Genomic DNA, 14,279 nt, shown 5'->3' with positions numbered 1-14,279 from the left:
AATAGAAATTCGTCTAAAGAGTATTGACAAAAATGACCAGTTCACGTACAATATCTAAGACTGTCTAATAGATAAATTCGATTGGACCCTTTCATGGGAGGTGTAATTAATGAAAAGAACATATCAACCAAGTAAACGTAAAAGAAAAAAAGTGCATGGTTTCCGTACGCGTATGAGTACTAAAAACGGACGTAGAGTTTTAGCAAGTCGTCGTCGTAAAGGAAGAAAAGTTTTATCTGCGTAGACCACTGAAAACGACTCAGTGGTTTTTTTTTTGAAAAATCTCTGAGTCAAACGGCCTTATACTAAGATATGTAAGAAGATGGAGAATGTATGAAAAAAAAATATAGAATTAAAAAAAATGACGATTTTCAAAAAGTATTCCGAAGAGGAAAATCTTTTGCTAACCGTCAATTTGTTGTTTATACTTTAAAGCAAGAAGGATCGACTCATTTTCGAATTGGTTTATCAGTTAGTAAAAAAATTGGAAACGCTGTCTGTCGAAATCGAATCAAACGTTACATAAGACAATCATTCCATGAATTAGAAAGCCAAATCAATCCTGAAAATGAATATATTATCATCGCCAGAAAACCGGCGGCCAATATGGATTTTCATGAAGTAAAGAAAAGTTTGATTCATGTTTTAAAAGTGGGGCGTGTTTTAAAGCAAAAACCAAACAATTCAAAGTGAGTGGGAATTTTAAAAAGGCGAAATTGGAGGTTACATCAATTTGAAGAAGAAAAAACGATTCAAACAGAAGTTGCTCATCGCAAGTCTTGTAATCGGATTAATGGCTGTACTTTCGGGTTGTGGCTATTCAACTGATCCAATTACATCAGAATCAACTGGATTTTGGAGTCACTACATTGTATTTCCATTGTCCTGGACTATTACATGGTTTTCCGATCTATTCGGAGGAAGTTATGCAGTCGGAATTATCGTTGTTACAATTTTAATCCGTCTACTTATCATGCCTTTAATGATCAAACAGCTGAAAAGCCAAAAGGCCATGACAAACTTACAACCGAAAATCAAAGAATTACAAGAAAAATACTCATCTAAAGATAATGAAACAAAACAAAAATTACAACAAGAAACAATGCGCCTATATCAAGAAAATAGCGTAAATCCAATGATGGGTTGTTTACCATTATTAATCCAAATGCCAATTCTACTAGGATTTTACCAAGCAATCAGTAGAACAGCAGAAATCAAGACCGATTCATTCTTATGGATGCAACTAGGAAATCCGGATCCATATTACATCTTGCCAATCGTTGCAGCACTAACGACATTCTTATCATCAAAAATTTCTATGATGGGGCAAACACAGCAAAATAAATCAATGGCGATGATTGTTTATATCATGCCAGTAATGATTCTATTTATGGGTATCACCTTACCTTCTGCACTTGCTCTATACTGGATCATCGGTAACATTTTCACCGTATTCCAAACACTTTTAATTAATAATCCTTTTAAAAACAAACGTGAACAGGAGGCGCTGGCAGCTGCTCAACTTGCTGAAGATCGTTTGAAGAAAAAAGCAGCTAACATGAAAGCTTCCAAAAAAGGAGGTAAGAAAAGAAAGTGAGAGATATAACTGCGCAAGGCTCAAACGTTGAAGAGGCAATCCAAAATGCATTATCCACTTTAGAAACAACACGCGACAAGGTCGAAGTAGAAGTTCTAGACGAAGGTAAAAAAGGTATTTTCGGAATTGGCTCGAGACTGGCTATGGTAAAAGTAATTGAAAAAGAAGATGGTATCCAAGTAGCGATTGATTATCTTTTAGATGTTGCTACCAAGATGGGTGCAGTAATCACGATCGATGTAGAAGAAGTTGGAAAAGATGTGAAGTTGCAAATTAAAGGTGACAGCCTAGGTATGCTAATTGGCAAACACGGTCAAACCCTTAATGCACTTCAATACTTAACACAATTAATTGCTAATAAAACAACGAGCCAATACAAAAACATTATTGTTAATGTAGGGGATTATCGTGAAAGACGTCATGAAACGTTAGTAATTTTAGCAAATAAAATGGCAGATAAAGCTCTTAAAACGAAGCGCGCTGTTCATTTAGAACCAATGCCTTCATTTGAAAGAAAAATTATTCATGCTATTTTAAGCGAGAATGAACAAATTGAAACGCATTCTGAAGGACGCGATCCTTACCGTTATATTGTGATTAAGCCAGTTCGGAAATAAATTCTTAGACTGAGGTTTTAACGAACCTCAGTCTTTTTTTAGGAGAGGACTTGAATGACGATTTATAAGGATTCAGTTCATGAAATGTGGGAGAACTACCGGACAGAACACCCGATTATTACAAGTAAGTTTGAGGCATGGGCATTTGGTAACTCTGCTCAGATGGCAAATGAGCTTGGTGGACTTGTTATTGACGGAATAAAAACCGGCACGAGTAGCTTGTTCTATTGGTATGATCAAGGCGGGGAAACAATGCCATCTGTTGGTTCACATGTAGTGCTTTTAGATGGTAATGAAGAAGCGATGGGAATTATCAAGTTAATAGGTGTAACGATTATGCCTTTTAATGAAGTACCAGAAACATTTGCGTATTTAGAGGGAGAAGGAGACCGGACGCTAGAATATTGGCGAAAAGTACATACATCCTTTTTCACTAATGAATGTGTGGAACTCGGTATTCCATTTGAAGAAGATGCTCTAGTGGTTTGTGAAGAATTTGAGGTTGTTTATAAATAGAATGTTTCACATGAAACATGAAAAAGAGACATAAGAATGCTTATGTCTCTTTTTAGTTTAGATATTTTTAGGTAGACGGAATATAAGTAGGAAACAAACAATGAGCAGAACAATATTGACGTACATACTCATTTGCAAACTGTCGGAAAAAGCGCTTGCTTTTGAAGTAGCAGTAGTATTTCCGAGCGTGCGGAAGAAAACTGATCCAACAATAGCAATCCCGAATGATGAACCAATTCGTTGCGCGGTATTAAACATACCACTAGCTCCGCCGCGATCCATGCCAGTCACTGTGGAAAGGGTAAAACTATTCAATGGTGCAATAGTCAAACCACTGCCAATACCGGCGATGAAAAGTGGTAAGAATAAGAGCCAAGCAGAAAAAGCACCATCATTCAGATGAAAGACAATAGAAACAGTGCCAAGGCCAACGATAACAAGTGTAACGCCAAGCATTAAGAGTTTTCTACCCAGTATGGGGATTAGTCGGTAACTATTAGATGCAGCTAGCACACTACCTAACGCAAAGGGACTAATTGCAAGTCCAGATAAAATAGCTGAACGATTGAAACCAGTTTGCCAAGTTAGCGATAGAACGAAGAAAATACTAGTAAATGCAGCAAAGTATACGAGTGATAAGAGCATTCCTGAGACAAATTGATTGTTTTTAAGTAAGTTTGGCGCAATTAATGGTTGGTTGCCTTTCTTTTCTTGGTAGACACTCCATTTGTAAAGAATGATAAAGAGTGGAATAGATAGCGCCATTAAAAGATAGTCGATTGGTTTAAAATCATTTGCACCATTTGAAATAAGTGGGAAAAGTAATAGTAAAAGTGCGATTGTCAGTAGCCCAACTCCAGGCAAATCGAAGCTGATTTTTTTCGTGGAGACAGTTCTTTTTGGGAGGTAAAGCATTGCTAAGACAAGTGTTACTAACACAAAAGGTACGTTAACGAAGAAAACTGCGCGCCAACCGTTTGTAGCTCCAAAAAGTTCAATTAAAAGTCCTCCTGTAAGAGGTCCGATAGCAGTTCCTACACCAATAACAGAGCCAAGAATCCCGAAAATTTTCCCAAGACTTTTTCCAGAATACATATCCATAATTGTGGCATTGATTTGTGGGAAAAATAACCCGGCAGCAAGTCCTTGTATTACCCGGGAAATAATGAGACTATTTTCCGAACTAGCGAAACCTGCAGTCACACTCATAATTAGAAAGAGCGTAATCCCGATAATGTAGATATTTTTTCGCCCAAATTTATCGCCAAGCCGACCAGCTAAAATAAGAACGAGGCCAAAAGCAAGGGCATAGCCTGAAATAACCCATTCAATTGTTTCGCTTGTGGCATGAAGAGCAGTCGTAATATCAGGTAAAGCAACATTGACAATCGTTGTATCTAATAAAGAAATAAAAGCTCCAAGCATAATTGAAATAAGTGCTAAAGTTTTACGTTTATCCGTTAGTTCCATGAATCATTCTCCTTTTTGAAGCTTTTTGAGATATTTTTCATTATAAACCTAAAATCTCTGATGATAAAGAAAGAGCAAATGTTTCACGTGAAACATTTTACTTTGCGAGTGAGATTTGATAAGCTTTTTTTATTAAAAAGGCGGGGGTTAACATATGGAAAATCGGAAACAAATGATAAAAACGGAACGACTTTTTTTAAGTGAAATGACCTTGGCTGATACCGAAATTCTGTTTGGTTATTGGTCAGATGATTCGGTTACTAGATATATGAATATTGAACCTTTTCAAAGTTTGCAACCCGTAGAAGAAATGATTCGAATGCTAAGACAACTAGAAATGGAAGGAAAGGCACTTCGCTGTGTGATTATTTTGCAAGCAACAGGGGAAATTATTGGTACATGTGGTTTTAATTATATTGATCATGAGAACCATCGTGCAGAAATTGCGTATGATTTAGGAACGCGCTTTTGGAAACGTGGTTATGCGACAGAAGCTGTGAAAGCATTGATGGAATGGGGAAGAGAATCATTTGATTTGCACCGAATTGAAGCAAAGGTAGATCCAAGAAATACCGCATCTATAATATTACTCGATAAGCTCGGTTTTTTAGAGGAAGGTTTACTGCGAGATTATGAAAAAATTGGTGAGGTATACCAAGATGTGCAATTGTTTTCATGGATAAATGGAAATTAGCAGTAAATGTGTCAAATTTTTTACTAAATAGTGTAGATAAACCAAAAATTGTTATATCCAAAAGATTTGCTCTTGTTTGTTCTATTTATTTATTGCTAGAATAAGGTTATCTAAAACACTTAAGGAGATTACACAATGACAAAAGAGTATTACTTTATCAAACCAGAGTTAAGTTCTCCAGAAACAAAACAAGAAAACATTGATTCTTGGTTAAAGACACAAGATAAAACTTTTTATGATGCACAAATTGCGCAAGAACGTGATTACTGCTTCTGGTGTAATATCGTAGAAACGGCTAAACCGAATTCACGCACGAGTTATACTTCAATGGCATATACATTAAATGAACCAAACATGCTCAATTCAGCTGGGAAAACAAGCTTTATTTTATCCGAAGAAGAGGTATTGTACATTCACACTTTATCTGTTGTTCGTGACGGTAAAGTGATTGATAAATTGGATGATATTAATGTAAAAGTACTAGACTATGTTCGTGATGAGAATCAAGCGAGCTTTAATGATGAGAAAAAAATAACTGTTCTTATTCGCGACTTGCATTTGAATGATATTTTCGTAATTGAAACATCGATTGAGCGAAAATATGAGGAAAGCAGCATTCGTAATCAATTTTTCCGCTGGATTTACTCGGCTCCAAATTCTTACTGGGCTTATGGAAAATACCGTTTTGAATTAAAAAATGAAACAGAGAAAAAATTAGAAACGAATTTCCATTATTTCCGAGATGAAGCGGGCACTATTTTAGAAAAAGATAAAGTGATGGTTCCACATAACGAATCTTATACAATTGAAAAAGAAAATTATATTGGAGAAGATCCGAAAGAGCTTGAGATTGTACCTTTCATTGATTTTGTTACAGAGCAGACGTATCCGGAAATCACCACAACAATCAGTGACATTTATCAAAAATTCTATCAAGTAAATCTTGCTGATTTTGCGGCTGATTTAGTGACTGAATTAGATGCGCTTCCGTCTTTAGACCATAAAATTAAGCATGCCATCGATTTTGTTCAAAAAGAAGTATACTATTTGTACAATGAAGCAGAGATGGATGGGCACGAGCCGCAAGCTGCAGAGGTTACTTATAAAACGAAACAAGGGGATTGTAAAGCGAAAACAGTTCTTTTGAAGGTTATTTTAGATTATTTAGGCGTGGACTCGGATCTTATTCTAGTTAACTATGATAGTGATATATTCTTGTCAGTTTATACGCCATCACCATTCAACTTTAACCATGCGATTTTAAAAATAACACATGAAGGTCAAGTTTACTTTGTTGATGCGACGATGAGTAATGACCAAGGATTTTTAGCTAATCGTCAAAAAAATAGTTTTATGTATTATTTGGAAATTAAAGCTGGTACGGAATTACAAAAACAAGAACCATTTGAAGATGAAGAGCCAGCTGTGGAAGAAAATTTCCGTTGTGATGTGAAAGGAAATGTGGCTGAAGTTGTCTTTGAAAGAAAGTTACGTGGAGGAATGGCGAACGGGTCGCGAGAAATGTTTAAAAATGAATCTAATAAAGAGGTTATCAACCGTTACAATTATACGACATATAAGTGTATGACTCTGTATAAAAACTTTGAAGAAAATGAAATTGAACAGCATTTTAGTAATACTTCTGTTCAAATAGTTGAAGATAATAAGGATTTAAATGAACTTTCTATAGTTTATAAAGCGACTATTACGGATCCATATGAAGTTGAAAAGAAAAAACGTTATTTACACTACTGGAACTATGGCAACTTTATCGATGATACTGCGGAAAAACATTTCCATAAAGATTTTCCGTATTGGATTGATCGGAATAAAATTAAAACAGAGATACATTTGACGACAGATAAGTCAATTGACCAACAAGAGAGCTACACATGTCAAGAATGTGACATTAAATCTAAGTATTTGAAACATCGTATGACGAAGAAAATCCACAAAAATGGTGCATCTTGTTATTTAGAGTATCGTCCATATCATAACCTTGCTATTAAAGGAAAAGATTTGGAAGAATATATTAAAGCTAATAAAGAAATCCTCAAAAGTAACTGGGGTATCGGTATTGATATCATTGAGGATGGGTTGTTTAAGAAGTTAGGTAAGTTATTTAAATAAAATCAAAAAAGCATTCCTTTGGCGAAAAGGAATGCTTTTTTTGTTAAATGGTCCCGACTGGTCTCGAACCAGCGACCCCCACCATGTCAAGGTGATACTCTCCCAACTGAGCTACAGGACCAAGTAAATTCAGAAAATAAGCTTAGGCTTTTATTTTCTGAATGGATTCACGTTCAATCATTTCGGTTTTAATGATCGTTGTTTTTGGTACATTTTTATCTTGATGGATTAAGCGGAATAATAAGTTAGTCGCTTTTTTTCCTAGTTTGTTGATTGGAATATCAATAGATGTTAGTGGCGGTGATAAGAAAGATGACGCTACTTTATCATTGTAGCCGATGACGGAAAAATCTGTAGGGATTTGTAAGTTTTTATCGGCGGCCATTTTGTAAATGCTAAGGACTTTTAAATCGTCGGTTGCGAAAACTGCGGTTGGTTTATCTGGGCCTTCCATTAGGCGTAGTGCTGCTTTGTAGCTATCTTCTATACTATAACCGCTATCAATAATCCAGTCGTTACGTAGATCTAATTGGTGGTCAAACAGGCAGCTGCGGAAACCAGCAAGACGATCTATGGAAACGTGATAATCAAGTGGAGCATGAATACAAGCGATTTTTTTATGACCTTCCGTAATTAGATGTTTTGTTAGAGCATAACTATCGCCAAAATTGTCAGTATCAACAGAATAAATATTTTTGTAATGTCCTTCGACTTTTCCAGTCACAACGATGGGAATATTATATGGATCTAATTGATGGAAAAAATCTTCATCAGCGGGGGAACTTAGCATAATAATACCTTTTATCATTTTTTCTTGAATTTTGGAGAGGCATTTTTTTAGTTCGTCTTCGCTGTTTTTAGCAGTTTGAAGAATTAGGTCGAAATTTTCCAACTCAGCTTGAGTGGATATCGATTGAATTATTTCGGAAAAAAATGGGTTTCCGGTTGTGGTTGTAGTAGAGCGATTTGAAATAACCATAATAGCATCAAAGCCCGAAGAGGTAAGTGCGCGTGCTAGTTTGCTTGGTTGGTAGTTTAGTTCGTCAATCGCTGCTAACACTTTTTTTCGTGATTCTTCGGAGATATTAGCTTGATTGTTTAGTACTCTAGATACCGTTGATTTTGAAACTCCCGCGTGTTTTGCTATGTCATATATGGTAGATGCCAAGGTAATCTTCCTTTCTCTCTCTATTGTTTCCGGTATCGGTTCCGGTCATTATCATCCATGTTTATATTACTCAATTTTCTAGTAAATGTCCAACTAGATGTTATATATGAGAGAAAACTCACTATTAGCAACGTGTTAGAAAAAACATTAAAAATTGTGTTTGACAGAAAGCGCTTTCCATACTATAATTCTTCTTGTGGGAGCGCTCCCGGTTAGGAGGTAAATGATGACGAATTTAAGAAAACGACTTTCGCGGTTATATGCCGAAGATGTGGTAGATAGTTTGGCAGCTAGAATCGAAGCGCGGGTACAGCAAACGCAACAACGAAAGTTAACTCGAAAAGATCAGTGGGATGAGAAAGATATTGTTTTAATTACATATGGGGATCAATTTAAAGAGGAATCCCAAAAAACGTTAACAACTTTTAAGAAAATGTATGATAATTATTTAAAATCGACTTTTGAAGTAGTTCATTTCTTGCCTTTTTATCCTTATTCGTCGGATGATGGATTTTCGGTCATCGATTATAAAGCGGTGAACCCAGAGCTTGGTGATTGGGAAGATATTAAGGAAATGGAACAGTCGGCGCGGTTGATGTTTGATTTTGTTTGTAATCATATGTCGGCGAAAAGTGATTGGTTTAAGCGATATCTGGCGGGTGACGAGGAGTTTAGAAACTTTTTTGTGGAAATGGATCCAAAGACAGACCTTAGTTCGGTAACAAGGCCACGTGCGACTCCAGTGCTGACACCATTTCAGTTTGATTCAGGGAAAGTAGGGCATATTTGGACGACGTTTAGTGAGGATCAGATTGATTTAAACTTTGCTTGTCCGGAAGTACTTTATAAGATGATTGATGTTTTGATGTTCTATTTAGAAGAAGGTGCCGAATACGTGCGACTTGATGCGGTTGGATTTATGTGGAAAGTACCGGGAACGAGCTCGATTCACTTAGAAGAGACGCATGAAATCGTGAAATTATTTAGAGATTTAGTAGATATTGCAGCTCCGGGGACGATTATTATAACCGAAACCAATGTGCCGCATGTTGATAATATTAGTTATTTTGGAAATGGTGAAAAAGAAGCGCATATGGTTTATCAATTCCCGCTTCCACCACTTGTGCTCCATGCTATTCACCATGGTAATGCAGAGGCTCTCCGTAACTGGGCGAAGAATTTAGAGCTACCAGAAGGCAAGCGGACATTCTTTAATTTCCTTGCCTCACATGATGGGATTGGGTTAAATCCAGTGCGCGGTATTATTCCAGAAGCTGAAATTTTGGCTTTAGTGAATGATTTGGAGGAAGAAGGCGCGCTCGTTTCATATAAGCAAAATCCAGATGGTTCTAAGAGTCCGTATGAAATCAACGTGACTTATATGGATGCGCTAAGTAAACAGGCGGACACGGATGACTTGAGGTTATCAAGATTTCTAGTGGCTCACGCAGTACTAATGTCTATCCCAGGCGTTCCAGCTGTTTATGTTCAAAGTATTTTAGGAAGCCGCAATGATTATTCTGGCGTAGAAATAACAGGTCACAATCGTTCTATTAATCGAAAAAAATACGACTTGGCGGAAATTACAGCAGAGTTGGAACAAAGAGGCTCCTTACGAAAAGCAACTTATGATGCGCTAACGAAATTAATTAGCACACGAAAAGCGGAATCACTTTTCCATCCAGAAATACCGATGGAAGTTTTAGAATCTACGGCGGAATTGTTTGTTGTTAAACGTTCATCCGACGTAGAATCAACTATATTGATTCATAATTTATCAGAAAAAGAAGTGAGTTATTCACTAGACAGCGGTGTTTATACAAATCTTTATTCGGGCTCCACAGTAACTGGGAGCGATTCCATAAAGCTTAGTGGCTATGAATTCTGCTGGCTAAAAACCAAAAATTACAGGGAGGAACAAAAATGAAGAAAAAGAGTCTTGTATTACTTGTTGTTGTGTTGGTTCTAAGTGCGGTTCTAGCTGCATGTGGAGGAAAAGAGTCTGGTAGTAAGGAAGTAACGATTGAATTTATGCATTCATCCGTTGAAAAAGAGCGTTTAGATGTTATTAATAAATTAATTGCTGATTTTGAAAAAGAAAATCCAACAATCAAAATCAAACAAATTCCAGTAGAGGAAGATGCTTTTAATACTAAAGTTGTCACACTTGCTCGTTCTGGTAAACTTCCAGCAGTTATGGAAGTAAGCCAAGATTTTGCCAAAGTAATGGATAAAGATCAGTTAATTGACCAAGATGCAGTAAAAGAAGTTATCGACTCTGTGGGAGAAGATAAATACTATGAAGGTGCAACAAACTTAGTACGTTCTGAAGATGGTAAGAGCTATATCGCAGCACCAATAAGCGGTTGGGTTCAAGGTATTTGGTACAACAAAAAAGCTTTAGCCGATGCTGGTTTTGAAGAACCTAAAAACTGGGCGGATATTGAAAAAGTAGCGAAAAAATTCACAAATAAAGCAGATAAAAAATACGGTATTGCAATTCCAACAGCTGAAAGCACGATGAGTGAGCAAGCTTTCTCTCAATTCGCACTTTCTAACAAAGCAAATGTTTTAGATGCGAAAGGTAATGTAACGATTGATACACCAGAAATGAAAGAAGCACTTCAATATTACAAAGATTTGTCAGCATACACGATGCCTGGTTCAAATGATGTAACTGAAATTAAAGATGCATTTATGAATGGAACAGTTCCAATGGCGATTTACTCTACGTATATCCTTCCATCTGTTTATGAAGAAGGCGATCCAAAAAATATCGGTTTCGCAATTCCAGAAGAAAAAGAAAAAGCAGTTTATGGTACAGTTTCTGGTTTAACTATTTCAGCAGGACTTGATGATGAACAAAAGAAAGCAACGAAGAAATTTGTTGAATACTTGTCTCAACCGAAAAACATGGCAACGTGGGTATTAATGTCTCCAGGTGGTGCGCAACCAGTAAATAAAGAAGTAGTGGAACAAAAAGCTTACAAAGAAAATGAAGTAATTAAATCGTTTGGGGAACTTCCAAATGAAATCGCAGCATCATTCAATGATATCCAAGTTTTCGGACTTGTTGACGGTAAGAACCTTACAAAAATGGGAGATATTACTAGCTCAGGCATTATCGCTCAAATGGTTAATAACGTAACCGTTGGCGGTGGCGATGTATCAGCGGACTTAAAAGCTGCACAGAAAAAAGCTGAAGAAGGCAAATAATCAAATAGCGGGGAGAGAGTCTCCCCGCCTTTTTTAACAGTTTAGCACGTCGCTTTTTGATTTAAGGAGGCATTATGAAAACGAAAGTATATAAAAGGTCCGACTTTAAGTTAGCAATGATTTTACTTGCGCCAAGTTTTGTTTTACTGGCAGCACTTGTTTTATATCCGATGATTTCAAATATCCAGATTAGTTTTTTAGATATGCCGCTAAATCCAAATATTAAATCTGTCTTTATCGGTTTACAAAATTATATAGATATTTTGAAGGATCCAGAGTTTTATAAATCACTAGGACTTACGGTGGCTTATACAGCACTTGTCGTTGTTGGCAGTACTGGGATGGGGCTACTTGTAGCGATATTCTTTAATCGTGAATTTCGCTTTAGAAGAACGGCTCGGTCGCTTATTATTTTGTCATATGTAACACCATCTATTTCTCTTATTTTTGCATGGAAATATATGTTTAACAATGGTTATGGCGTAATTAATTTCATGACTGTGGATGTACTCCATATGTTCAAAGAAGCGCCACTTTGGTTTGATAATCCAGTTTCTAGTTTCTTTTTAGTAACCTTTTTTGCGATATGGCGTTACTTCCCGTATGCATTTATTTCGTTTTTGGCGATTTTGCAAACGGTCGATAAGTCGCTTTATGAGGCGGCTGATATGGATGGAGCGAACATTTGGGATAAATTCAAAATTGTTACTTTGCCAGCGATTATGCCGGTACTTGCGACAGTTATTACGCTTCGTGCGATTTGGATGTTCTATATGTTCACTGATGTATACTTACTAACGAATAAAGTAAATATCCTTGGAGTTTATTTATATAAAACAGCATTCGCGTTCAATGATTTAGGAAAAGCAGCAGCGATTTCTGTCATATTATTTGTCATTATTTTTGTTGTGATTATTTTTGCAAGAAAGCGGGTGGACTTGAATGGCGGTAAGTAGTAAAAAGTCAAAAAGAACAAAGAAAATCGCGTTTTATGTGACGATGGTTGCATTTTTATGTATCACGTTGTTCCCATTTGCGATTATGTTAATGACTTCGTTTAAAAGCAGTAAAGAAGCCATTTCTACACATCCAACATTTTTTCCGAAAGAATTCACTTTCCAGCATTACATCGATATTTTCAACCCAGATATTTTTCCGTTTTTAACATACTTTAAAAATAGTTTGGTTGTTTCGGTTTTTGCGGCCGGTATTGCGGTTGTTTTGGGGATTTTAGGCGCTTATGCATTATCAAAATTACGCTTTAAAGGGCGGATGACGATCAATGCAAGTTTTTATACGGTTTATATGTTCTCCGGGATTTTATTAATTGTTCCGTTGTTCAAAATAATTTCGAGTTTGGGATTGTATGATACAGAGACAGCTTTAATTATCACGATGGTTGTACAAACACTACCAACTGCGGTATTTATGCTGAAAAGTTATTTTGATACGATTCCAACTGATATAGAAGAAGCAGCAATGATGGACGGATTGAATCGCTTCCAGATTATCTTACGTATTATTGTTCCGCTTGCGATTTCGGGCATTGTTTCTGTGTTCGTATACTGCTTCATGGTAGCTTGGAATGATTATCTGTTTGCTTCGATTTTCTTATCTAGCGCAGAGAAATTCACGTTACCGATTGGCTTGAATACATTATTTAGTACGCCTGATTATATTTGGGGTAGAATGATGGCGGCATCGCTTGTTACGGCGCTTCCAGTCGTTATTATGTACGCAATTTCAGAACGGTTTATCAAAGGAAACTTAACTGACGGTGGAGTTAAGGGATAAGAAAGGAAGTTTTTTAAAATGAAAAAATTAGTAGCGACAGCGCCGCGTGTGGCGGAATTAGTAGAATATCATGATCGTGAAGTTTTAGAAGATGAAGTAAAAATTAAAGTACAATTTGCTTCTCCAAAACATGGAACAGAAGTAGTTGATTTTAGAGGGATTAGCCCTTTTATTGATGAAGAATTTTCGCCTGAATGGAACTTATTTGTTTCACGTGAAACAAATAGTGCGCGAGGCATTGTATTTGGCGAGTTTCAGCTAGGTAACATGGTCGTTGGTGAAGTAGTTGAATGTGGGAGCAAAGTAACAGAATACGAGCTTGGAGATATCGTTTGTTCTTACGGACCGATTATGGAAACTGTTATTGTGAAAGCTGTCGATAATTATAAACTACGTAAATTGCCAAAAGGTGCTAATTGGAAAAACGCGGTTTGCTATGACCCTGCTCAATTTGCAATGAGTGGCGTGCGTGATGCACATGTTCGTGCGGGCGATTACGTTGTTGTTGTCGGACTTGGTGCGATCGGTCAAATTGCGATTCAACTGGCAAAAAAAGCTGGAGCAAGTGTTGTTATCGGGGTTGATCCACTTAGTCATCGTCGTGAAATTGCTGAAAAACACGGAGCAGATGCTACGTTTGATCCGATTACGACAGATGTTGGCTTAGAAGTGAAGCGCCTTACTGGTAAACTTGGCGCCGATTCGATTATTGAAACGAGTGGGAATGCGGCGGCACTTCAAGCAGCACTACGCGGAATTGCTTATGGTGGAACAATTTCTTATGTTGCGTTTGCGAAACCTTTTCCAGAAGGATTTAACCTAGGACGTGAAGCTCATTTCAACAATGCGAAAATCGTCTTTTCACGTGCGGCTAGTGAACCAAATCCGGATTATCCGCGCTGGGATCGTAAGCGTATCGAGGAAACTTGTTGGGAACTACTGATGAACGGTTACTTGGATTGTTCGGACATTATTGATCCAGTCGTTCCGTTTGCAGATTCAGCTGAGAGCTACATGAAATACGTCGATCAACAACCTGATTTGAGTATTAAAATGGGGATTACCCTTTAAGGAGCG

The 14,279-nt window shown here is 36.9% G+C and carries 14 protein-coding genes and 1 tRNA gene; 12 read left to right on the top strand and 3 right to left on the bottom strand.

Annotated elements, in window-relative coordinates; all coding sequences use genetic code 11:
* Nucleotides 1–109: 109 nt before the first annotated feature.
* The 5 genes from rpmH to HRK21_RS05940 all read left to right on the top strand — a co-directional run bounded on the left by rpmH (nucleotide 110) and on the right by HRK21_RS05940 (nucleotide 2,730).
* Complete coding sequence (rpmH, locus tag HRK21_RS05960) at nucleotides 110–244, top strand: 50S ribosomal protein L34 (RefSeq protein WP_003718062.1); 135 nt, start codon at nucleotides 110–112, stop codon at nucleotides 242–244.
* An 89-nt stretch (nucleotides 245–333) separates the two neighbouring features.
* Nucleotides 334–693: a ribonuclease P protein component gene (gene rnpA, locus HRK21_RS05955; protein WP_003735059.1), complete on the top strand. Its 360-nt coding sequence runs from the start codon at nucleotides 334–336 to the stop codon at nucleotides 691–693.
* 40 nt (nucleotides 694–733) lie between these two features.
* Nucleotides 734–1,597, top strand: a complete 864-nt coding sequence (gene yidC, locus HRK21_RS05950) for a membrane protein insertase YidC (protein WP_003740027.1) — start codon at nucleotides 734–736, stop codon at nucleotides 1,595–1,597.
* Nucleotides 1,594–2,214, top strand: coding sequence for an RNA-binding cell elongation regulator Jag/EloR (jag, locus tag HRK21_RS05945; protein ID WP_003728709.1), 621 nt, complete (start codon nucleotides 1,594–1,596; stop codon nucleotides 2,212–2,214). Before yidC ends, jag begins: the two co-directional genes overlap by 4 nt.
* Nucleotides 2,215–2,268: 54 nt before the next feature.
* Entirely contained in the window at nucleotides 2,269–2,730 is a 462-nt protein-coding gene (locus HRK21_RS05940; protein WP_070006453.1) for an ASCH domain-containing protein, read from the top strand.
* Between the two features lie 57 nt (nucleotides 2,731–2,787).
* Here HRK21_RS05940 and HRK21_RS05935 read toward each other — a convergent pair whose 3' ends face one another.
* Nucleotides 2,788–4,200 carry an MFS transporter gene (locus tag HRK21_RS05935; protein WP_070006454.1) on the bottom strand — a complete coding sequence of 471 codons (1,413 nt, stop codon included), beginning with the start codon at nucleotides 4,198–4,200 and terminating at the stop codon, nucleotides 2,788–2,790.
* Between the two features lie 154 nt (nucleotides 4,201–4,354).
* Here HRK21_RS05935 and HRK21_RS05930 point away from each other — a divergent pair, with 154 nt between their 5' ends.
* Together HRK21_RS05930 and HRK21_RS05925 are read left to right on the top strand one after the other, a co-directional pair.
* The gene (locus HRK21_RS05930) at nucleotides 4,355–4,894 is read left to right on the top strand and encodes a GNAT family N-acetyltransferase (RefSeq protein ID WP_003740024.1); all 540 of its coding nucleotides are present in this window, start codon (nucleotides 4,355–4,357) and stop codon (nucleotides 4,892–4,894) included.
* A gap of 135 nt (nucleotides 4,895–5,029) precedes the next feature.
* Nucleotides 5,030–7,024 (top strand): DUF3857 domain-containing protein, encoded by a 1,995-nt coding sequence (locus HRK21_RS05925; protein ID WP_070006455.1) that lies wholly within the window; start codon nucleotides 5,030–5,032, stop codon nucleotides 7,022–7,024.
* Nucleotides 7,025–7,072: 48 nt separating this feature from the next.
* Here HRK21_RS05925 and HRK21_RS05920 read toward each other — a convergent pair.
* Nucleotides 7,073–7,145: transfer RNA gene (locus HRK21_RS05920), tRNA-Val, on the bottom strand.
* Between the two features lie 21 nt (nucleotides 7,146–7,166).
* Complete coding sequence (locus HRK21_RS05915; protein WP_069887514.1) at nucleotides 7,167–8,192, bottom strand: LacI family DNA-binding transcriptional regulator; 1,026 nt, start codon at nucleotides 8,190–8,192, stop codon at nucleotides 7,167–7,169.
* 226 nt (nucleotides 8,193–8,418) lie between these two features.
* On the opposite strand from HRK21_RS05915, the gene HRK21_RS05910 reads away from it, so the two are divergent.
* The 5 genes from HRK21_RS05910 to HRK21_RS05890 all read left to right on the top strand — a co-directional run bounded on the left by HRK21_RS05910 (nucleotide 8,419) and on the right by HRK21_RS05890 (nucleotide 14,273).
* On the top strand, nucleotides 8,419–10,119 hold the full coding sequence (locus tag HRK21_RS05910) for a sugar phosphorylase (protein WP_070006456.1): 1,701 nt from the start codon (nucleotides 8,419–8,421) through the stop codon (nucleotides 10,117–10,119).
* A complete protein-coding gene (locus tag HRK21_RS05905; RefSeq protein WP_070006457.1) occupies nucleotides 10,116–11,408 on the top strand; it encodes an ABC transporter substrate-binding protein in 1,293 nt (430 codons plus the stop codon). The genes HRK21_RS05910 and HRK21_RS05905 overlap by 4 nt, the downstream gene beginning before the upstream one ends.
* Before the next feature lie 74 nt (nucleotides 11,409–11,482).
* Nucleotides 11,483–12,364 (top strand): carbohydrate ABC transporter permease, encoded by an 882-nt coding sequence (locus tag HRK21_RS05900; RefSeq protein WP_003723843.1) that lies wholly within the window; start codon nucleotides 11,483–11,485, stop codon nucleotides 12,362–12,364.
* Nucleotides 12,351–13,202, top strand: coding sequence for a carbohydrate ABC transporter permease (locus tag HRK21_RS05895; RefSeq protein WP_003725786.1), 852 nt, complete (start codon nucleotides 12,351–12,353; stop codon nucleotides 13,200–13,202). The genes HRK21_RS05900 and HRK21_RS05895 overlap by 14 nt, the downstream gene beginning before the upstream one ends.
* Before the next feature lie 18 nt (nucleotides 13,203–13,220).
* Nucleotides 13,221–14,273, top strand: coding sequence for a zinc-dependent alcohol dehydrogenase (locus HRK21_RS05890; protein ID WP_003740017.1), 1,053 nt, complete (start codon nucleotides 13,221–13,223; stop codon nucleotides 14,271–14,273).
* Nucleotides 14,274–14,279 lie beyond the last annotated feature (6 nt).

It is taken from the genome of Listeria monocytogenes (genome assembly GCF_013282665.1).
Taxonomy (GTDB): domain Bacteria; phylum Bacillota; class Bacilli; order Lactobacillales; family Listeriaceae; genus Listeria; species Listeria monocytogenes_C.
This window is presented reverse-complemented; position numbering and strand designations above follow the sequence as displayed.